The following is an 18,287-nucleotide window of genomic DNA, read 5'->3' as shown; positions in this document are numbered from 1 at the left end:
CCTCAGGGCAGCAACGGGTCCGACGCGTCGCGCAGCGCGCGCTCGACCGTCGACTGCACCAGCGCCGAGAGGTAGCTTCCGGGGTTCTCGACGCCGATCCCGCGTAGCAGGCCGGTCGCCTGGGAGATGATCGATCGGGAGAATTCGGATGCCGTGGCGATCGCCTCGGCGTACGCCGGACGGTCCTCCTCCGCGATGACGACGGGCTCGCAACCGAGCTCGACGGCGAGCGCCTGCGCGATCGGCAGGACCGGAGCAGGCGCCGTCACGGCGGCGAACGACGCCTGCAGCTGGCGCAGGTCGATCGTCGTTCCGGTGAACGTGATCGCCGGATGCACCGCGAGCGGGATGACGCCCGAGCGCTGCGCCGGCTCGAGCACACCGATGCCGTAGGCAGGGTCGGTGTGCAGCACGAGCTGCCCCGGCTGCCACGCGCCGAGCTGCGCGAATCCGGCCACGACGTCGGGGAGGGCATCGTGCGGCACCGCGAGGATGACGAGTTCGCTGCGCCGCAGCACCTCGGAGCCGTCGAGCACCGGGACGTCCGGAAGCACGACGGACGCGCGTTCGTCGTCGGAGGACGCCGTGATGCCGACGATCGCGTGGCCTGCGCCCGCGAGCGCCGCACCGATCACGGGGCCGACGCGACCCGCGCCGATGATCCCGACACCGAGGCGGCCCTCACGATTCACGCGAGGGCTCCTCGGGAGGCGCTGGAGGCGCGGGCGGCGCAGCCGGCGCAGCGGGCGGCGCTGCCGGCGGAGCGGGAGGCGTGGCCGGCGGTGCGGGCGGCGCTGCCGGCGGAGCGGGTGGCGCAGCAGGAGGCGCAACCGGCGGTGAGGCCGGGGCAGCAGGAGGCGCCGCAGGCGGGGCCACCGGAGGAACAGGCGGGGCCACCGGGTGAGCAGGAGGCGCCGCAGGCGGGGCGGGAGGCGCCGCAGGCCGGGCGGGAGGCGCCGCGGGCGGGGCCGCCGGAGTGGGCCGCGCGGGCTGCCCTCCGGGCTGAGCAGGCGGCGTCGCCGGGTGCGGTGCTGCCGGTGGCGGGGCGACCGGAGGAGCAGCCGGCCGCGACGGCGTCCCCGGCGCGGGCTGCGCAGGCGACGACGACGGCGCGGACGGCCCGGCCGGCGGAACCGGCCCGCCGCCAACGAGAGGCGCCCCGAAGGCGGGCACGGTGAAGACCGGTGCCGGTGCGGGCCACGCCGGCTGCTCGGCATCCGACGTCGCTGCTTCCACCTGCACGGCCCAGCGATGCCCCCGATCGCGCTCGACGGATGCCGACGTGCGCCGGGACATGTCATCGAACGCCGCCATGAGCTGCGCACTGTCGATGCCGACGATCTCGCCGAGGATGGGGCCGGTGACGCTGTGGGCCTTCATCCAGGCGACGCGCTGCATGCGATCGATCGGTCCCTGCGAGACCGAGGCGCCCTGCATGCGCGCGAGCGGAAACACCGCGAGCTTGCGCCACAGCACACCGCGGCGCAGGATCAGGCCGAAATCGGTGAGGGCGAACCCGTGCCGCTTCCACGACACCGGGCGACGCCACCAGGCGCGCGGCTGCATCCGCACGTACGGGTCGTCCTGCGCAGGGCCCAGGATGCCGTGCTGCCACACCATCGGCGCGTCGGCGACGGGCAGGTCGGGCAGGATGAGCCCGAGCACCCGCTCGACGTCGGCGCGCTTGCCGACGGGAAGCACGATGTTGAACTGCTGCGCGCTGCCGGACGACTGCTGCGCCGCGCTCTTGCCGCTCATGCGGTTGATCTTGATCGTCCACCAGCCGAACGGACGCCACAGCAGCGACTGCGTGACCTCGACCGCGAAGATGCGCCCAGGCGGGATCGTCTCGGTCACGGTCGTGAACAGCCCGTACGTGATGCGCACCCCGTCCGGCGTCGGCGCGATCGAGTAGCGCAGCGACTTCGAGATCTGCGCCCACGTGATCGCCACGGTCGCGATCACCAGCGGGATGCCGATCCCGAGGCCGATCCCGACGACCGCGAACCAGGCGGCCGGTCCCTCATCGTCGAGGATCGCCGGCATCATGATCGACATCACGATGCCGAAGATCACCGCGAAGAACACGAACCACAGCACGCCGCTGAGCAGCTGAGAGCCCACCAGGCGACCGGTCGGGATCTTCACGACGCTCTCCGGTGCGACATCCTGCAGATCGACGCCGCCGATCAGGTCGGTGATCCCGTGGCTCACCGCTCCCGTGACCTGCTGGCGGACGCTCGCCGCCGCCATCGGCTGGCCGGTGCGAGCGGCCTCGCGCGCCGCCCTGGCACCGGAGGCGAGTCGCAGGATGTCGGTCCGCACGACCTCGGCCTTGGACGTCGAGAGGTACTCGAGCGGCACGTTGGCGTCGGTGCCGGCACCGACCACTTCGAGCTTCGCCATGCCGATCAGACGTGCAGGGAAGGGCCTGGTGAGGTTCACACCCTGGACGCGGTCCAGCGGTGCGCGCCGGTGCGACCGGAAGACGATGCCCTTGCGCACCTCAACATGGTCGTCGGTGATGCGGAACTGGTGGAACCGCCACACGACCCAGAACGCCGCGCACAGCAGGAGCACCACGCCGAGAGCGACGAGCAGTGCGACGAGCAGGAGGTTGTTGTCCATCACCCAGTCGACCGGGTCGCCGCCGCTGTACTCGTCGACGTGGACCTCGTCGGGGGTGAAGAGGTTGACGAACCAGTAGATGAACCGATCGCGGAAGTTGCTGATGATGATGCCGGCCAGCACGATGAGCACCAGGCCGCCCTTGAACAGCGGCGTCAGCGGGTGCAGACGATGCCATTCGCCGTCGGCGAGGCTGTCGCCTGGCAGCGACTGCGCGTTCATCGGCTGCATGCCTGGCGCGCCAGAGGCGCCGGGCTGGCCGAAGGACGGAACGCTCACAGGCCGGTCCGACGGGTCTCGGCGACCTCGATCAGCGTGTCGCGCAGTGCCTCGGCCGCCGGCTGAGCGAGACCGGGGATCTGCACACCCGTGGTCGCCGCCGCGGTGACCATCTTGAGCTGCGACACACCGAAGGCACGGTCCAATGGCCCGTGCGTGATGTCGACCAGCTGCATGCGCCCATAGGGCACGGCGATCATGCGCTGCCACAGGATGCCCTTGCGGAACACGATGTCGTCGTGGCGCAGCATGTATCCGATCGCCCGCGCCTGACGAGGAAGGACCGCGAGCGTGATGAGGGTGATCAGGATCACGACGCCGGCGGGGATCCACACCCACGGCTCGCCGATGATCGCACTGAGCACTCCGGCCGCGACGGCGACGACGGCGATGAACACCAGGTTCTGCACGAGCTGCGACACGACGTAGCGCGGCGAGATCTGGTGCCACTGCCCGTCGAGCGCGAGCCTTCCTTCGCCGCGCGGCTCCCGGATGCCGGTGTAGGTGCCGGCATCCAGCACGGGGTTCTGCGCGAGGCGGGGGTCAGTGCCCGGCGTCGGCTCCAGGGGTGGGGTCGTCTGGCTGTCGGTCATCAGAATCCTTCGGCAGAGTGCAGAACTGTTCGGCGACGAGCGCGGCCGCCACGAGGACGATGGCGCTCGCCACGAGGACTGCCATCGCCACCATCGACCCTACCGGCGGCCCGACCGGACGGGACAGCAGGAACACCAGGATGCCGGCGCCGAAGCCGCCGAGCAGAGCGCCCAGCAGGCTGGACGCCCTGGCGAGGGTTGCCGCGCGCAGTGCGCGGAACGGGTCAATCCGCTTCCCCGATCGCCCTCGCACGCTGCGACGCACCGGCCAGGCGAGACCGAGACAGGTGGCCGCGAGCAGGAGCAGCAGCACGGGCAGCCACGCCGACGGCGTGAACGTCGCCCGCCCGCTGACGGTCAGCAGATGGTCGAGGCCGAATCCGCCGGCCGCGCCGACCAGCGCGAGCACGACCAGCACGAGAGCGGAGGTGCGCTTCATCGACCGCTCTCGCTCTGCTGGTCGCCGTCGCCCGCGGCATCCGATCGCAACCCGGCCGCCAGGTCGACGGCACGGCCGACGCCGGGGATCTCGGCATCCGGATCCAGGTCGAGCCAGGGCTCCAGGACGAACAGCCGCTCGGCGGCGCGCGGGTGCGGCAGCAGCAGGTGAGCGGCGTTCGAGGTGACGTCGCCGTACGCGATGAGGTCGAGATCCAGCGTCCGGTCTCCCCAGCGCTCGCGGCGCTCTCGGCCGTGCTCCTCCTCGATGGCGTGCAGCATGCCGAGCAGCACCTGCGGGGCGAGCCGGGTCGTGACGAGCGCCACCGCATTGACGTACGTCGGCGCATCGGGATCCGGGCCGTCCGGGCGCACCGCGACGGTCTCGTGCAGGGGCGAGAGGCGCACGTCGTCGACCAGTGGCAGCCGCGCGATGCGCGCCGCCGCCTGCTCGATGGTCTCGCGCCGGTCGCCGAGGTTCGCCCCGAGCGCGACCACGGCGACGGTCGTCTCACGGGCCGGTCGCGGATCGATCGGCGGCAGCGGCGGCATCCGGACCATCAGCGCGCCTCCTGACGCCCGCGACGGACCGTCACGGACACGTCCGAGAACGTGTGCGCGATCGGCGCCTGCGGCTTGTGCACCGTGACCATGGCGAACAGCACGCGCTCGTCGGCGAGGGCGACATCGGCGATCCGCTCGGCGAGGGTCTCGATGAGGTTGACCGGCTCGCCCTCGATGATCTCGACGACCTTGTCGGCGAGCTCCCCGTAATGCACGGTGTCGACGACGTCGTCGGATGCCGCGGCATCCGAGAGATGGAGACTCAGCCGCAGATCGACCGTGAATTCCTGGCCGTTCTCGCGTTCGTGCGCGTACACGCCGTGGCGGCCGAACGCGGTGAGTCCGGCCAGGAAGATCTCGTCGATGGGATTCATGCTCCGCCCTCCCAGGCGCGGGCGACGGCGAGGGCGTCGCGGGTCGCGGCGACATCGTGGACGCGCACGGCCCACGCACCGGCGCGCGCAGCCAGCGCGCTGGTGACGGCGGTGGCGAGATCGCGACGCTCGAGCGAGATCTCGTCGTCGGGCTCTGCCTGCCGCGCATCCTGCGCCTGCCGCGCTCCCTGAGCCTGCCGAAGGGTGTCCGCGAGGAACCGCTTGCGCGACGTGCCGATGAGGACGCGGTGACCGATCGCGGTGATCTCGTCCAGCCCGCGCAGAACCTCCCAGTTCGTCTCCCCCGCCTTCGCGAACCCGATTCCGGGGTCGAGGATGAGACGCGACGGCGCGATGCCCGCGGCGGCGGCGCGGCCGACGCCGGTGCGCAGCTCGCCCGCGACCTCCCGGGCAGCCCGGCGGTAGTCCGCCTGGGCGTACATGTCCGCAGACGGCCCGCGCCAGTGTCCGAGGGCGTAATCCGCGTCCGTGGCCGCAACCGCTTCGAGCATGCGCTCGTCGGCGAGGCCGCCGGAGACGTCGTTGACGATCCGGGCGCCGGCCTCGACGGCCGCGACCGCCGTGGCCGCGTTGAGGGTGTCGATGCTGATCGTCGCGCCCTCCGCCGCGAGGGCGGCGATCACGGGGAGCACGCGCTCCTGCTCGACGGACGGGGCGACGCGCTCGGCCCCTGGTCGGGTCGATTCGCCGCCGATGTCCAGCACGTCCGCGCCTTCGCCGAGCAGGCGAAGGCCGTGCTCGATGGCGCGAGCCGCGTCGAGGAAGCGCCCGCCGTCGCTGAACGAATCCGGCGTGACATTGACGACGCCCCAGATCGCGGTCATCAGAACCCGTTCCCCGAGCTCGTCGAGGGGGCGGATGCCGCGATCAGTGCGATGATCTCGGCACGAGCAGCCGTGTCGGTGTATGCGCCGCGGGCGGCGATCGTCAGGGTGGATGCCTCGGGCTGGCGTCCGCCGCGCATCGTGACGCAGCCGTGCACGGCATCCAGGACGACGAGGACGCCGCGGGTGTCGAGGTGCGCGTCGATCGTGTCGGCGATCTGCTCGCCGAGGCGCTCCTGCACCTGCGGACGGGTCGCAAGCGTCTCGACGACCTTCACGAGCGCGCCGAGGCCGACGACCTGCTCCCCGGGGAGGTAGGCCAGGTGCGCGCGTCCGGCGAACGGCAGCAGGTGGTGCTCGCACACCGAGCGGAAGCGGATGTCGCGCAGCACGACGGCTCCGCTGGGCAGAGTCTCCGGTGCGGGCCCCCGCGAGACGCTGATGGTGTGGGCGAGGGGTGCGGCGGCATCCTCACCCACGCCGACGAAGAACTCGGCGTACAGATCCGCGACGCGCTGCGGGGTCTGCTTGAGCCCAGGACGCTCCGGATCCTCCCCGATCGCCTCGAGCAGCTCGCGGGTGAGCGCTGCGACCCGCTCCCTGTCGACGGTCACGATCAGGCGGTGGCCGGACGGGTGTGTCCGGAGGACGGCGCCGAACCGGGCGCACCCTGAGGTGCCGCGGAGTCCGCCGGTGCCGCTTCGGATGCCGCGGCATCCGCGGGGACCAGTCGCTTGGGCACTTCGATGGGGGGCCGCGTCGACACCGGACGCTCGTCGCTGGACAACCAGAGCGGGCGCTCGGGGAGCTTGCGCACGTCGTGGAAGATGTCGGCGATCTGGTTGTGGTCGAGCGTCTCCTCCTCCAGCAGCGCGAGCGCGAGCCGGTCGAGCACGTCACGGTTGTCGCTGATGACCTGGTAGGCCTCGTTGTGCGCCTGCTCGATGAGCGCGCGCACCTGGACGTCGACCCGCTCGGCCACGGTCTCGGAGTAGTCGCGTCCGCGGCCCATGTCGCGTCCGGCGAACGGCTCGCCGCCTTCGGTGCCGAGCTTCACCGGGCCGAGCTCGGTGGTCATGCCGTACTCGATGACCATCTTGCGGGCGATGCTGGTCGCCTTCTCGATGTCGTTGGATGCCCCGGTGGTCGGGTCGTGGAAGACGATCTCCTCGGCGACGCGACCGCCCATGGCGTAGGTGAGCTGGTCCTGCAACTCGTTGCGGGTGACGGAGTACTTGTCGTCCAGCGGCAGCACCATCGTGTAACCCAGTGCCCGGCCGCGCGGCAGGATCGTGATCTTCGTCACAGGGTCGGTGTAGTTCATCGCGGCAGCCGCGAGAGCGTGGCCGCCCTCGTGATAGGCGGTGATGAGGCGCTCACGGTCCTTCATGACGCGCGTGCGGCGCTGCGGGCCGGCGATCACGCGGTCGATGGCCTCGTCGAGGGCGCGATTGTCGATGAGCTGGGCGTTCGAGCGCGCGGTCAGCAGAGCCGCCTCGTTGAGGACGTTCGCGAGATCCGCACCCGTGAACCCGGGGGTCTTGCGCGCGACGACCTCGAGGTCGACGGACTTGGACAGCGGCTTGCCCTTCGCGTGCACGTTGAGGATGTGCTGGCGGCCCTTGAGGTCGGGGGCGTCCACACCGATCTGGCGGTCGAAGCGGCCCGGACGCAGCAGCGCGGGGTCGAGGATGTCCGGCCGGTTGGTCGCCGCGATCACGATGACGTTCGCGTTCGGATCGAATCCGTCCATCTCGACGAGCATCTGGTTGAGCGTCTGCTCGCGCTCGTCGTTGCCGCCGCCCATGCCGGCGCCGCGGTGGCGCCCGACGGCGTCGATCTCGTCGATGAAGATGATGGCCGGCGCGTTCTCCTTGGCCTGGTTGAACAGGTCGCGCACGCGCGAAGCGCCGACGCCCACGAACATCTCGACGAAGTCGGAGCCGGAGATCGAGTAGAACGGGGCGCCCGCCTCGCCGGCGACGGCGCGGGCGAGAAGCGTCTTTCCGGTGCCGGGAGGGCCGTACAGCAGCACACCCTTCGGGATGCGGGCGCCGATGGCCTGGAACTTCGCCGGATCCTGCAGGAACTCCTTGATCTCCTGGAGCTCCTCGATGGCCTCGTCGGCACCGGCGACATCGCCGAATGTGACCGTAGGGGTCTCCTTGCTGACGAGCTTGGCCTTGGACTTGCCGAACTGCATGACCTTGCCGCCGCCGCCCTGCATCGAACTCAGCAGCCACCAGAACAGCAGGCCGAGAAGCACGAGCGGGATGAGCAGCGACAGGAAGCTGTCGAACCAGGTCGCGCGCGGCACGACGTCCGTGAAGCCGTCCTTCGGGTCGGCTGCGTCGATCGCCTCGACGATCTGATCGGCGCGCGCGTCCACGTAGTAGAACTGCACGTCCTTCGCGCCCTCGAACTCCTTCGAGAGCGTCATGTCGACGCGCTGGTCGCCGTCGGTGTTGGTGACCTCGGTGACCGTGTCGCCGGCCAGCAGTTCGAGACCCTGCTGCACCGTGATCTGCTTCGGCGCTCCGAGGTTCGAGATCAGCAGGAATCCGCCGAACAGGAGCACACCGATCAGCGCCACGTAGATCAGGGGATTCCGGGTGATCTTCTTCACATCCATGATGGCTTCAGCGTACCGCCCGCGCGCTTGGCGGCCGCTGTGATTCGCCCACGGCGGACAGGTCAGCTGTAGACGTGCGGGGCCAGCACCGCGACGTCGCGCAGGTTGCGGTAGCGCTCGTCGTAGTCGAGGCCGTAGCCGACGACGAAGTCGGTGGGGATGTCGAAGCCGACGTATTTGCAGTCGATCTCGACCTTGGCGGCCTCGGGCTTGCGCAGCAGAGCCAGCACCTCGATCGACGCAGGGTCGCGCGACGCGAAGTTCTCGAGCAGCCAGCTCAGGGTCAGTCCGGAGTCGATGATGTCCTCGACGATGAGCACGTGCTTGTCGTGCAGATCGGTGTCGAGATCCTTGCGGATCTGGACGACGCCGCTCGACTTGGTGCTGGACCCGTAGCTCGACACGGCCATCCAGTCCATCGGCGCGTGGAACGGAAGAGCTCGAGCGAAGTCGGCCATCACCATCACGGCGCCTTTCAGAACACCGACGAGCAGCAGGTCCTTGCCCGCATAGTCTTCGGCGACTCTGGCCGCCAGCTCGACGAGCTTGGCCTGGATCTCCTCCTCTGTGACGAGGATCTGTGCAAGGTCGTCCTGGATGTCCGCGGCGCGCATGGATTGATTTTAGGTGACGGATGCCCGCGCATCCGCCCGCGTCGCTTCAGCCGGCGAATCGACGCTGCATATCCGCATAGGACGCGACACCGTCGAGGAATCCGAGCGTGCCGGTCTCGAGGAGTTCTCGGCCTGCACGCTCGACGGCGTCGTAGGCGGCCCTGGCGATGCTTCCACCGACGCTGACCCGCGTCACGCCCAGGGCGAAGAGGGCAGGCGCAGGGATCACCGGGGTCGTCAGGCCGGCCACCACATTGATCGGTGCGGGGATCTCCGCCGCGAGCCGTCGGATCGCATCGGCGTCGCGGACGCCCGGCACGAAGACGCAGTCCGCTCCGGCGGCGATGTACCGCTCGGCGCGCGCGATCGTCTCCGCGAACGGATCGCCAGCGAATCGCGAGAAGTAGGCATCCGTTCGGGCGTTGAGGACGAAGCCGCCGGCCGGCGCCGCTGCCCGGGCGGCGGCGAGGCGGTCGACCGCCTCATCGATCGGAATCAGCGCCCCGTCGACGGCGTCCTCGATGTTGCCGCCGGCGATGCCCAGCGCGGCCGCACGCGCGACGGTTTCTCCGACCTCGGCGGCCGTCGTGCCGTACCCGGCTTCGAGATCGGCCGAGACCGGCACGTCGACGACGGCCGCGATGTGCGCCACCGATTCGAGCATGCGCTCCCATCCCAGCGGGCCGCCGTCCGCCAGTCCGCATGACCACGCGATACCTGCGCTCGTCGTCGCGACAGCAGGAAATCCCAGCTGCGCGAGCAGGCGTGCGGAGCCGGCGTCCCAGACGTTCGGGATCACGAATCCAGGGCCGCTGTGCAACGCGAGCAGAGCCTCGGCTCCGAGGTCGCCGTCCATGAGCGCTCCATTCCTCGACGTGTCCGGCAGAAAAGTGCCGCCGCGGATCAGGCGTCCCGGTACTGTGAGCGTCAAAGGCGCAGACGCCTGCCAACCGGAAGGATCCACCATGGCCCTTGACGACATCCTCTCGCAGATCCCTGTCGATGACATCGCTGCGCGACTGGGAGTCTCCCCCGCTGAAGCGAAGAAGGCCGTGGAGGAGGGCGGAGCCGTCCTCCTGACTGGACTGGCGAAGAACGCCGAGAGCTCCGAAGGGTCTGCGGCGATCCAGAACGCGCTGCGCAAGCACGAGGGCGCGACGCCGTCGAAGGTCGACGACATCGATCAGGCCGACGGCGACAAGATCGTGAAGCACGTGCTGGGCGACAAGCAGGCGGAGGTGACGGCGAAGCTCACCGAGTCCAAGGAGACGGCCGGCATCGACTTCGGCAAGCTGCTCCCCATTCTCGCGCCGATCGTGATGAACCTCATCGCCAACGCCAGCAAGGGTAAGGCCGAGAACACCGCGGCGGGCGAGGAGTCCGGTGGCGGCGGCATCGGCGACCTCATCGGCGGTCTCGTCGGCGGCGGATCGTCGTCCGGCGGTGGCGGCATCGGGGACCTGCTCGGCGGCATCCTCGGAGGCGGCTCGAAGAGCGGCACCGGCGGCGGGATCGACCTGGGCGGCATCCTCGGCGGTCTGCTCGGCGGCAAGAAGTAGCACTCGGCGATCGGGGCGCGCGGCTTCCGGCGTCCAGGTCGCAGTTCATGCCGGATTCCGCGTCCGGCCTCGCTTCCCGTCGCAGTTGGCGCCGGTTGCGCGCAGCGTGAGCGACACGAACTGCGACCGGAGCATCGCGTCGCAGACGGATGCCGACACGAACTGCGACCTGAAGCCAGCCAAGCGCCGTTCAGCGGGCGGTGAAGACGATCCGGCCGCCACGGCGCACCGCCGTGCAGCCCGGCAGATCGATCGGACCCTGACCCGACCAGTCGGTCGCCAGGCGTGCGACCTCGAGCGTCTGCGTGCGGGTCAGGCTGGCACCGAACTCGCTTTCGGCGACCAAGCGGATGATCCGGTTGCGCAGGGCGGCCGGATTCGCTGCGAGCGCCGCTGCACTGACCGAGATGCCTGCTTCGGCGTGCTCGACGATGTCCTCGATGGTCTCGTGGATCATCTCGTCGAAGGCCTCGGCATCCTCCCGAAGCTGCTCGGCCGTGCGGGCGAGCGCCTGCGCGATGCCGGGACCGAGTTCGGACTCGAGCACCGGCAGCACGTTCTCACGGACGCGCACGCGCGTGAATCGAGGGTCGGCATTGTGCGGGTCGTCCCAGAAGTCGAGATCGGATGCTGTGCAGAACGCCCTGGTCGTCTCACGGCGCACGGCGAGCAGGGGGCGCATCCAGCGCAGGCCGTCCTCGTCTTCCCGGACCGGGGCCATGCCCTGCAGACTCGTGGCGCCGGCGCCTCGCGCGAGCCCCAGCAGCACGGTCTCCGCCTGGTCGTCGAGCGTGTGCCCGAGCAGAACGGCGGCCGCGCGCTCGGCCCCGGCGATTCCGCGGAGCGCCGCGTACCGGGCCTCGCGGGCGCCGGCCTCCACGCCCTGCCCGCGGCCCGACACGTCGACCTTGGTCTGCAGCGCGTCCGTCACCCCGATCGACTCCGCCGTCACCGCGGCCGTCGCCGCGACCTGGTCGGAGCCATCCTGCATCTGGTGATCGACCGTGACGCTGAGAACTTTCATATCGCGTGGGCGCGCCTCGAACACGGCCGCTGCGGTGAGCGCGAGCGAGTCGGCTCCCCCGGACAGCGCCACGATCACCGTCGTCCCGTCTGGCAGGTCGGCGAGCGCGGAGCGGACAGCGAGACGGATCTCTGCAACGGCGGGATTCAGCGAGGGCACAGCACAACGCTAGGGCACACCGCCTGCCGGCATCCGGTCCCGCGCGTCGGAGATATCCCGGATGCCGGAGCCGAGCCCGGATATTCGTCCGACTGAGCCGACTTCTCCGACTCCGTAGACCGTTTCCGCCCCGGGTAGGCTTGTCCGCGGCATCCAACCGTCTTTTCTGAGGAGCACACGCATGGGCGCACACGACGCCGTCATCGAGATCCCGCGCGGCAGCCGCGTGAAGTACGAGGTCGACCACGAGACCGGACGAGTGCACCTCGACCGCGTCCTGTACACGACGTTCGGTTACCCGGCCGACTACGGCTACTTCGACAACACGCTCGGCGAGGACGGCGACCCGCTGGACGTCCTGGTCCTGCTCGACCACGCGATCTACCCGGGTGTCGTCGTCGAGGTGCGCCCCGTCGCCGTCCTGAAGATGAGCGACGAGGCCGGTGGCGACGACAAGCTCGTCGCGGTCCTGTCGAAGGACCCGCGCTGGGCGCACATCCAGGACATCGGCGACGTCGCCGAGTACACGAAGAAGGAGATCGAGCACTTCTTCGAGCACTACAAGGACCTCGAGCCCAACAAGTGGGTCAAGGTCGACGCCTGGGGGGATGCCGCGGAGGCGCAGCGCATCCTCGACGAGGCGATCGTCCGCTTCGGCGAAGGCCACTGAGCCGTTCGACGCGCATACGCGAAACCCCCGGTCCGCTTCAGCGGCCGGGGGTTTCGCGTATGCGGGGTCAGACGCTGACGCCGCGATCCGCCATGAACGGGATCGGGTTCACCGGCGAACCGCCGATGTAGACCTCGAAGTGCAGGTGGCAGCCCAGCGAGTTGCCGGTGTTGCCCGCGTAGGCGATGACCTGGCCGGCCGAGACGTGCTGGCCGCGGCTCACCACCGTGCCGCCCGAGCGGATGTGCGCGTAGCCCGTGGCGCTGCCGCCGGCGTGCTGGATGCGGATGTAATTGCCGTAGCCGCCGTTGTAGAAGGCCGCATCGACGACACCGGAGGTCGCCGCGTAGATCGGCGCACCGCAGCCGTTGGCGAGATCGACGCCCCGGTGGAAGCTCGACGAGCACTTGCCGTTCTCGCATCTGCTGGGGCGACGGCCGTATCCGGACGAGCGATGGCCGCCGTGCGGGCGGACCCAGCCGCTGGAGCTGGGGGCGCCTCCGCCGCCGCCGCCACCGCCGCCGCCACCGCCGCCGCTTTCGGCAGCACGTCTGGCAGCTTCTTCGGCCTCGCGACGCCGGCGCTCTTCCTCGGCCTTTCGTGCTTCTTCGGCCTTGCGGCGCTCTTCGACACCGACCTGGTACGACGCGACGGTCGCGGCAGTCGCCTCCTTGAGAGCGAGCAGCTGTGTCTGGAGCGTGTCGAGGTTCGCGGACTGCTCATCGAGAGCCGCCTGCGCGGCGTCGGCGGCATCTTGCGCTGCGACCATCTTCTCTTCCGCGATCTTCTGGAGACGGTCGCGCTCCTCGCGGGCGACGACGGCCTGGTCGCTGAGCTGCTGGGCGGAGTTGCGGGCCGCGACTGCGTCGTCGTAGACGGTCTGGTTGAACTCGAGCAGCTTGTCCATCGTGCCGAGCTTGGACAGCAGCTGATCGGCATCCGCTGCGGAACCGGCGAAGAAGAGCTGGAGTGCGGTGTCGTCGCCGCCGTTGCGGTACAGCTGCGCGGCGACCTGCCCGGCCTTGGTCGCCGCCGCGTCGGCGGCGGCGGCCTGCTCGTCGGCCTGGGCCTGGAGCTCGTCGGCCTCGGTGGCTGCGTCGAAGAACGCCTGCTGCGCTTCGTAGAACTCGTTCGATGCGGCTTCAGCGGCGGCCTGGGTCTCGGCGACTTTCTGCGTGAGGGCGGCAATGAGCCCCTCGATGCGCTTGACCTCTGCGGCCTTCGCTGCTTCGCTCTGCATGGCGCGCTGGACGTCATCCCAGCTCGGGTACTCGGCCGCGTGCGCCGCGTTGACTCCGTTGGTGATGCCGAAGGCACTGAGAGCGACGACGCTGAGCGCCCCCACGCCGATGGCCGCGCGGCGAGTCATCGAGCCGCGGTTCCACAGTGCAGTGCGTTCGGCTGCGCTCGGCGCGCAACCGCAATCCTCGGACGCCGCTCGGGCAGCTTCGTCCGTAAGCTCCTCGTTCACACGGCTCCTTCCGCCGGTTTCACAGATGTCACACTAACAACAAGTTTCACATCTGCAACAGTGGTCGCGCACGTTCATCCGGGCTCGGGCGTGCGGATCGGCACGACTCACGGCATCCATCGTCCTCCCGACACGCCCGATCAGAAAGAGGGCGCGCCCTCGATTCGCGTTTTCGTCAAAGCATCCTTTATGCTTGAGCGTCGGCAAGGAAGTCCTCCGGGACAGACTTCGGCCCCATCGTTTAGCGGCCTAGGACGCCGCCCTTTCACGGCGGTAGCACGGGTTCGAATCCCGTTGGGGTCACTCCTACGGTTCCGATACAATTTAAAAGCATGGCCCTGTAGCGCAGTTGGTTAGCGTGCCGCCCTGTCACGGCGGAGGTCGCGGGTTCAAGTCCCGTCAGGGTCGCTCTGAGCGACAGGCCCTTTTCTCGAAGAGGGCCTGTCGTCTAAGACGCGGCAGGTTCGTTCGTGCCGCGAGGCTCTGTAGCTCAGTTGGTAGAGCGCACGACTGAAAATCGTGAGGTCACGGGATCGACGCCCGTCGGAGCCACAGGGTGATCATTACAATCACCTTAGAAACCCTCGCCTAGCTTCTACATGGCGGGGGTTTTGCTTTGCCCTGGTGCTGAGCGAGCGCAGCGAGACGAAACGCCTTCACGCCGGATTCGGCCCGGTCACCGTCGCTGAGCATCCTGCCCCTCTCCGTAGGCTGTGACGATGCCGTCCCACACCCACGACCTGAGCCTCACCGGTTCGGAGGTTCGCAAGCGATTTCTGAACTGGGCCGACGGCGAAGCCGATCGCGAATGGGCCTGTCTGCGCATAATCGACGAGTACGCGCCGGGCATCGCCCCGCGCCCTCTGAGACGCGAGACCGCGGACGGTCATCCCGTGGTCGTCATGGAACGTCTCCCCGGCCATCCCCTCGGTCAGGAGCCGCTGACGGCGCAGCAGACCACGGCCCTCGGCCGAGCGCTGCGCGATCTCTACAGCATCCGGGTCGAGCAGATCCGAGCCGCGGGAATCGGCGAGCGCCGCTACGGACCGTCGACGCTCCCGCACGCACTCGCCGGCTGGCTGGACGAAAGCCACGATCTCTCGCCATGCCAGGATCCCGCGCTCGTCCAGCACGGGATCGACGCCGCGCGGGGCTGGCTGACCCGCCCGGACGTCCTTCCGGCACCGCAGCTCACGGCGCTCGGGATCGCCGATCTCAATCCCGCGAACGTCCTCTGGGACGGCGAGACCTGCCGCCTCGTCGACTTCGAGGACGGCGGCCTCACGGACCCCGCGTACGAGCTCGCCGATCACGTCGAACACATCGCCGCCCGGCTCGCCGGCGTCTACGATCCCGAGGCGCTGTCAACCGCTGTCGGCCTGTCCGACGACGAACGGACGCGGATGCACGCCTACCGCCCCCTGTGGGCGGCCTTCTGGCTGGTTATGCTGCTCCCCGGCAACGGCGGATTCCGACGCAACCCACCAGGGACGACCGAAGCCCAGGCCCGCCACCTGATCGGTCTCATCGGCTGAGCGCCGCGCGTCCTCATTCGCTCCCCCGCGGGCGCCAGCACACCAGCCGCACGAGCGCATAGACGAACAGCGCCGCGCAGAGCACGCCGACCGTCCACGCCGCCGGCCACCCGATCAACGGCCCCGTCATGCAGAAGCTCTGCGACGCGTCCGGCGAATCCGCGCAGAACCCCGTCCACCAGCCGAACGCGAGGAGCGGTGCCGCCACCGCGACGATGAGCGCGGCGACCCACGGCCACCGGCGCTCCCTCACGTCCATCGCCCCTCCGATCCGCCTGATCGCCACGCGATGGCGATGCCCGAAGCGTAGCGCCCGGTAGCGTGAACAGCATGACCTCTGGGACCCGCCGCATCGAGTTGAACCTCCACAAGCCCTGGTTCGCGCTCTACGCCGGCATCCGTCCGACCCTGGTGATCGAGGGCAAGGGCCAGCCGACGCAGTGGGGCCTCGGCACCTGGCAGGTCTCGTCCGAGCACGACGTGATCCTCGGGGTGTTCCTGTTCAACCGCATGTGGCGCTTCGGGCAGGCCGAGATCACCCTGAAGCCGGGCGATGAGGGGATGCTGAGCTACCGCGCCCCGGCCCTGCCGTTCCTGCGCGGGCGGCTCCGGCTGACGCCCGCCTGACCTTCGCCGCTATGCCGCCCACGGATGCGTGGGATCGAGCTGGACGATCGTGTCCCGCAGCCACGAACGCTGGCGCTCATCGAGGAGCCCGAGAGTGGCCTCGGCATCCGCGACATCCTTCTCGCGCACCTGCGCGGCCTTCATGAGCAGCACCACTTCGGGGTTGAGGTAGCGCAGGCCGTCCTCCGCGACCCAGGTGACCTCGTCGAGGTCGCACTCCTGCGACGGGAGCCGCTTGTTGGTCCAGCGGCCATCGTTGAACCGCGTCAGCGGCACATCGAGCACCCACGGCGAACGCGCATCGGCACGCACCCAGATCCCGCTGTCGCTGCGGATCTCACGGAACCGCTCGTCGAACGGACGCAGCCAGCCGCTGTCGACGTTCCAGGTCGTCCACCCGCGCACCGCGAGGAACACGCGCAGCGCCTCGGCATCGTGATGCGCGATCGAGACATCCATGTCCTCATGGGTGCGGCTGACGCCCGTCGCCTTCTCGAGCGCCCATCCCCCGACGATCCACCACGGTCGATCGAATCCCTCGAGGAAGCCGGCGATCGAGTCCGGTGTCAGCGGATCCCACGGCCCGTACCAGCGCGCGAACTCCTCCGGTGGCAGCGGTCGCGCGGACTCGGGCTGAGGAAGCGGGACAGGAGACGACGACATCGCTCAGACCCTCGCGCCGCGCTGCGCCAGGACGTTGTGGACCACGATCGCGACCAGCGCGGCGACCGGTCCCACCAGGACGACCAGCAACGGCAGGTACCACGCGGTCGTACTGAGCATCACGGCTCCGAAGACGATGAGTCCGGCGCCGATCGCCCGCAGCGCGATCGAGCCTTGCGGCACGATCTCGGGCCTGCGGAAGAACGGGATCCGGATGCCGGCATTCGCGCGCACGGTGCTCGCGAGCGCGAGATGGAACACGATGACACCGGTCGCGGCCGCCACGACTCCGAAGACGAACATCGCTCCACGCTACCAATGCGCCTCACGTTCAGCAGCGACCTACTCCGACTCCTCGCCCTTCCTCGACATCTCGAACCCGGCGCCGATCGCGATGCCCATGGCGAGCCCGATACCGGCGCCCAGGACGAGGTTGTCGAACAGCAGCATTCCCAGCGCGGCCCCGAACGGCAGACCGAGCGCGATGCCGACTCCGACGCCGCTGCCGGAGTTCTTCTGCGGGCCCTCTTCCTGATCGGTCATGCAGGAGACGCTACGCGGATACCGGCCATCGCGCCTCCCCCTCGAGGCGGATCCTTGTGCTCACCGCTCCGGCTGTGATCACGTGCCGTGGCCCTCGCTCGGGATCGGCGAGACGCGGACGATCTCGACGGCTCCGAATTCGCCCGCTGCGCACATCGCACCACACCGATCTGGCCCTGAGCCCACCGCCTCGCGCAGCGGAGAAGAGAAATGCCGGTCATGCCCGGGCATGACCGGCATTTCTCTTCCATTCCGACCGCGGCGGCACCGGCGTCACGCCGCGACGCAGTGTGAAACGTTTTTATCACAGAGCCGATTTCGGCTTGACGCACGCGCGGCATGCGGGTTAGCGTTCACGGACGACTTCTTGGGAAAACGCATTCCGAAGATCTCTGCCCCGCCCTGCAACGTTGGAGAGCTGATGACGACGAACGCCGCCTCGCCGGTCTGGGCTCTGCGCGCGCACGCCGCCTTCGAGTGGCTGTGGTGGGTCGCGACGGTCAACCTGCTCTGGATCGTCTTCGCCATCGCCGGCGGCATCGTGCTCGGCATCGCCCCGGCATCCGCCGCCGCAGCAGAACTCACCCGCCGACGCCTGCGCGGCGACGGCTTCGCGGCCACGCGTTCCTTCGCCGCAGCCTGGCGACGCGAGTTCTGGCGCGCCAACGCCGCGCTCGGCCCCGCCTTCGCGATCACGGCTCTCCTCGCGGCGAGCGCCCTCGGCCAGTACGCCGCCGGTTCGCTGGGCGCGCCGCTCGGCATCCTGACCTGCGCCGCCCTGGCCCTCGCCTTCGCCGTCACCGCCGTCGCCGTTCCGATGTTCGCGCACTACGACCTCGGCCTGCGCTCCTACGTCCCGACCGCGTTCCGCTGGGTCCTTCGGAGCCTTCCGCACGCCGTCCTGCTCCTGCTCGCGGCCGTCGTCGTCGTGACCGCGAGCCTCATCCTCCCCGGCATCATCCCCTTCCTCTCACTCGGAGCCTGGCTGACGCTCAGCACCGCGCTGTGCATCGGCTTCTTCACGGCCAACGACCGCCGCCTCGCCGACGCAGGCATCCCGACCTGATCC

22 protein-coding genes and 3 tRNA genes are annotated in these 18,287 nt (G+C 69.7%); 8 read left to right on the top strand and 17 right to left on the bottom strand.

Annotated elements, in window-relative coordinates; all coding sequences use genetic code 11:
- Positions 1-2: 2 nt before the first annotated feature.
- The 11 genes from M2317_RS13375 to M2317_RS13325 all read right to left on the bottom strand — a co-directional run bounded on the left by M2317_RS13375 (position 3) and on the right by M2317_RS13325 (position 9,823).
- On the bottom strand, positions 3-692 hold the full coding sequence (locus tag M2317_RS13375) for a Rossmann-like and DUF2520 domain-containing protein (protein WP_429460909.1): 690 nt from the start codon (positions 690-692) through the stop codon (positions 3-5).
- Positions 682-2,907, bottom strand: coding sequence for a PH domain-containing protein (locus M2317_RS13370; RefSeq protein ID WP_429460907.1), 2,226 nt, complete (start codon positions 2,905-2,907; stop codon positions 682-684). The genes M2317_RS13375 and M2317_RS13370 overlap by 11 nt, the downstream gene beginning before the upstream one ends.
- Positions 2,904-3,500, bottom strand: a complete 597-nt coding sequence (locus tag M2317_RS13365) for a PH domain-containing protein (protein ID WP_429460905.1) — start codon at positions 3,498-3,500, stop codon at positions 2,904-2,906. The genes M2317_RS13370 and M2317_RS13365 overlap by 4 nt, the downstream gene beginning before the upstream one ends.
- Positions 3,451-3,939: a DUF3180 family protein gene (locus M2317_RS13360; RefSeq protein ID WP_429460903.1), complete on the bottom strand. Its 489-nt coding sequence runs from the start codon at positions 3,937-3,939 to the stop codon at positions 3,451-3,453. Before M2317_RS13360 ends, M2317_RS13365 begins: the two co-directional genes overlap by 50 nt.
- Positions 3,936-4,499 carry a 2-amino-4-hydroxy-6-hydroxymethyldihydropteridine diphosphokinase gene (gene folK, locus M2317_RS13355; RefSeq protein ID WP_429460902.1) on the bottom strand — a complete coding sequence of 188 codons (564 nt, stop codon included), beginning with the start codon at positions 4,497-4,499 and terminating at the stop codon, positions 3,936-3,938. The genes M2317_RS13360 and folK overlap by 4 nt, the downstream gene beginning before the upstream one ends.
- Entirely contained in the window at positions 4,499-4,876 is a 378-nt protein-coding gene (gene folB / locus M2317_RS13350) for a dihydroneopterin aldolase (RefSeq protein ID WP_429460900.1), read from the bottom strand. The genes folK and folB overlap by 1 nt, the downstream gene beginning before the upstream one ends.
- Entirely contained in the window at positions 4,873-5,721 is an 849-nt protein-coding gene (gene folP / locus M2317_RS13345) for a dihydropteroate synthase (protein ID WP_429460899.1), read from the bottom strand. The genes folB and folP overlap by 4 nt, the downstream gene beginning before the upstream one ends.
- Entirely contained in the window at positions 5,721-6,335 is a 615-nt protein-coding gene (folE, locus tag M2317_RS13340; protein ID WP_429460897.1) for a GTP cyclohydrolase I, read from the bottom strand. Before folE ends, folP begins: the two co-directional genes overlap by 1 nt.
- A gap of 2 nt (positions 6,336-6,337) precedes the next feature.
- Positions 6,338-8,353 (bottom strand): ATP-dependent zinc metalloprotease FtsH, encoded by a 2,016-nt coding sequence (gene ftsH, locus M2317_RS13335; protein WP_429460895.1) that lies wholly within the window; start codon positions 8,351-8,353, stop codon positions 6,338-6,340.
- Positions 8,354-8,415: 62 nt separating this feature from the next.
- On the bottom strand, positions 8,416-8,967 hold the full coding sequence (hpt, locus tag M2317_RS13330) for a hypoxanthine phosphoribosyltransferase (RefSeq protein WP_429460894.1): 552 nt from the start codon (positions 8,965-8,967) through the stop codon (positions 8,416-8,418).
- A 46-nt stretch (positions 8,968-9,013) separates the two neighbouring features.
- Entirely contained in the window at positions 9,014-9,823 is an 810-nt protein-coding gene (locus M2317_RS13325) for an isocitrate lyase/PEP mutase family protein (protein ID WP_429460892.1), read from the bottom strand.
- Positions 9,824-9,932: 109 nt separating this feature from the next.
- Here M2317_RS13325 and M2317_RS13320 point away from each other — a divergent pair, with 109 nt between their 5' ends.
- Positions 9,933-10,526, top strand: coding sequence for a DUF937 domain-containing protein (locus M2317_RS13320; RefSeq protein ID WP_429460890.1), 594 nt, complete (start codon positions 9,933-9,935; stop codon positions 10,524-10,526).
- A 190-nt stretch (positions 10,527-10,716) separates the two neighbouring features.
- On the opposite strand, the gene tilS is transcribed toward M2317_RS13320, so the two are convergent.
- A complete protein-coding gene (tilS, locus tag M2317_RS13315; protein ID WP_429460888.1) occupies positions 10,717-11,709 on the bottom strand; it encodes a tRNA lysidine(34) synthetase TilS in 993 nt (330 codons plus the stop codon).
- Positions 11,710-11,890: 181 nt separating this feature from the next.
- On the opposite strand from tilS, the gene M2317_RS13310 reads away from it, so the two are divergent.
- A complete protein-coding gene (locus M2317_RS13310; RefSeq protein WP_429460887.1) occupies positions 11,891-12,379 on the top strand; it encodes an inorganic diphosphatase in 489 nt (162 codons plus the stop codon).
- A 67-nt stretch (positions 12,380-12,446) separates the two neighbouring features.
- On the opposite strand, the gene M2317_RS13305 is transcribed toward M2317_RS13310, so the two are convergent.
- The gene (locus M2317_RS13305) at positions 12,447-13,748 is read right to left on the bottom strand and encodes a M23 family metallopeptidase (RefSeq protein WP_429460885.1); all 1,302 of its coding nucleotides are present in this window, start codon (positions 13,746-13,748) and stop codon (positions 12,447-12,449) included.
- Positions 13,749-14,080: 332 nt separating this feature from the next.
- On the opposite strand from M2317_RS13305, the gene M2317_RS13300 reads away from it, so the two are divergent.
- From M2317_RS13300 to M2317_RS13285, 4 genes are all read left to right on the top strand, one after another.
- Positions 14,081-14,153: transfer RNA gene (locus M2317_RS13300), tRNA-Glu, on the top strand.
- 31 nt (positions 14,154-14,184) lie between these two features.
- Positions 14,185-14,258, top strand: a tRNA-Asp gene (locus tag M2317_RS13295).
- Positions 14,259-14,329: 71 nt separating this feature from the next.
- A tRNA-Phe gene (locus tag M2317_RS13290) sits at positions 14,330-14,402 on the top strand.
- 167 nt (positions 14,403-14,569) lie between these two features.
- Positions 14,570-15,385: an aminoglycoside phosphotransferase family protein gene (locus tag M2317_RS13285; RefSeq protein WP_429460883.1), complete on the top strand. Its 816-nt coding sequence runs from the start codon at positions 14,570-14,572 to the stop codon at positions 15,383-15,385.
- Positions 15,386-15,398: 13 nt separating this feature from the next.
- On the opposite strand, the gene M2317_RS13280 is transcribed toward M2317_RS13285, so the two are convergent.
- Positions 15,399-15,644 (bottom strand): hypothetical protein, encoded by a 246-nt coding sequence (locus tag M2317_RS13280; protein WP_429460882.1) that lies wholly within the window; start codon positions 15,642-15,644, stop codon positions 15,399-15,401.
- Between the two features lie 71 nt (positions 15,645-15,715).
- Here M2317_RS13280 and M2317_RS13275 point away from each other — a divergent pair, with 71 nt between their 5' ends.
- On the top strand, positions 15,716-16,012 hold the full coding sequence (locus tag M2317_RS13275; RefSeq protein WP_429460880.1) for a hypothetical protein: 297 nt from the start codon (positions 15,716-15,718) through the stop codon (positions 16,010-16,012).
- Between the two features lie 9 nt (positions 16,013-16,021).
- Here the strand turns inward: M2317_RS13275 and M2317_RS13270 are convergent, their stop codons facing one another.
- The 3 genes from M2317_RS13270 to M2317_RS13260 are packed head-to-tail and all read right to left on the bottom strand — an operon-like array spanning position 16,022 to position 17,218.
- Positions 16,022-16,675, bottom strand: a complete 654-nt coding sequence (locus tag M2317_RS13270) for a nucleotidyltransferase domain-containing protein (protein ID WP_429460878.1) — start codon at positions 16,673-16,675, stop codon at positions 16,022-16,024.
- A 3-nt stretch (positions 16,676-16,678) separates the two neighbouring features.
- Positions 16,679-16,978: a hypothetical protein gene (locus M2317_RS13265; protein WP_429460877.1), complete on the bottom strand. Its 300-nt coding sequence runs from the start codon at positions 16,976-16,978 to the stop codon at positions 16,679-16,681.
- A 39-nt stretch (positions 16,979-17,017) separates the two neighbouring features.
- Positions 17,018-17,218: a hypothetical protein gene (locus M2317_RS13260; protein ID WP_429460875.1), complete on the bottom strand. Its 201-nt coding sequence runs from the start codon at positions 17,216-17,218 to the stop codon at positions 17,018-17,020.
- 421 nt (positions 17,219-17,639) lie between these two features.
- On the opposite strand from M2317_RS13260, the gene M2317_RS13255 reads away from it, so the two are divergent.
- Complete coding sequence (locus M2317_RS13255; protein ID WP_429460873.1) at positions 17,640-18,284, top strand: YesL family protein; 645 nt, start codon at positions 17,640-17,642, stop codon at positions 18,282-18,284.
- Positions 18,285-18,287 lie beyond the last annotated feature (3 nt).

It is taken from the genome of Microbacterium sp. ZKA21 (assembly GCF_050434165.1).
Taxonomy (GTDB): domain Bacteria; phylum Actinomycetota; class Actinomycetes; order Actinomycetales; family Microbacteriaceae; genus Microbacterium.
Note: the sequence above shows the minus strand (reverse complement) of the source record. Positions and strands in the feature narration are given on the sequence as shown.

Excerpts from the sequence above, each read along its gene's own strand:
- M2317_RS13325 (WP_429460892.1), bottom strand. The coding sequence starts at position 9,823 with ATGGACGGCGACCTCGGAGCCGAGGCTCTGCTCGCGTTGCACAGCGGC.
- ftsH (WP_429460895.1), bottom strand. The coding sequence starts at position 8,353 with ATGGATGTGAAGAAGATCACCCGGAATCCCCTGATCTACGTGGCGCTG.
- M2317_RS13305 (WP_429460885.1), bottom strand. The coding sequence starts at position 13,748 with ATGACTCGCCGCGCGGCCATCGGCGTGGGGGCGCTCAGCGTCGTCGCT.
- M2317_RS13265 (WP_429460877.1), bottom strand. The coding sequence starts at position 16,978 with ATGTTCGTCTTCGGAGTCGTGGCGGCCGCGACCGGTGTCATCGTGTTC.
- M2317_RS13270 (WP_429460878.1), bottom strand. The coding sequence starts at position 16,675 with ATGTCGTCGTCTCCTGTCCCGCTTCCTCAGCCCGAGTCCGCGCGACCG.
- M2317_RS13310 (WP_429460887.1), top strand. The coding sequence starts at position 11,891 with ATGGGCGCACACGACGCCGTCATCGAGATCCCGCGCGGCAGCCGCGTG.
- hpt (WP_429460894.1), bottom strand. The coding sequence starts at position 8,967 with ATGCGCGCCGCGGACATCCAGGACGACCTTGCACAGATCCTCGTCACA.
- M2317_RS13260 (WP_429460875.1), bottom strand. The coding sequence starts at position 17,218 with ATGACCGATCAGGAAGAGGGCCCGCAGAAGAACTCCGGCAGCGGCGTC.
- folK (WP_429460902.1), bottom strand. The coding sequence starts at position 4,499 with ATGGTCCGGATGCCGCCGCTGCCGCCGATCGATCCGCGACCGGCCCGT.
- M2317_RS13255 (WP_429460873.1), top strand. The coding sequence starts at position 17,640 with ATGACGACGAACGCCGCCTCGCCGGTCTGGGCTCTGCGCGCGCACGCC.
- M2317_RS13285 (WP_429460883.1), top strand. The coding sequence starts at position 14,570 with ATGCCGTCCCACACCCACGACCTGAGCCTCACCGGTTCGGAGGTTCGC.
- M2317_RS13320 (WP_429460890.1), top strand. The coding sequence starts at position 9,933 with ATGGCCCTTGACGACATCCTCTCGCAGATCCCTGTCGATGACATCGCT.
- M2317_RS13280 (WP_429460882.1), bottom strand. The coding sequence starts at position 15,644 with ATGGACGTGAGGGAGCGCCGGTGGCCGTGGGTCGCCGCGCTCATCGTC.
- folP (WP_429460899.1), bottom strand. The coding sequence starts at position 5,721 with ATGACCGCGATCTGGGGCGTCGTCAATGTCACGCCGGATTCGTTCAGC.
- M2317_RS13360 (WP_429460903.1), bottom strand. The coding sequence starts at position 3,939 with ATGAAGCGCACCTCCGCTCTCGTGCTGGTCGTGCTCGCGCTGGTCGGC.
- folB (WP_429460900.1), bottom strand. The coding sequence starts at position 4,876 with ATGAATCCCATCGACGAGATCTTCCTGGCCGGACTCACCGCGTTCGGC.
- M2317_RS13275 (WP_429460880.1), top strand. The coding sequence starts at position 15,716 with ATGACCTCTGGGACCCGCCGCATCGAGTTGAACCTCCACAAGCCCTGG.
- M2317_RS13365 (WP_429460905.1), bottom strand. The coding sequence starts at position 3,500 with ATGACCGACAGCCAGACGACCCCACCCCTGGAGCCGACGCCGGGCACT.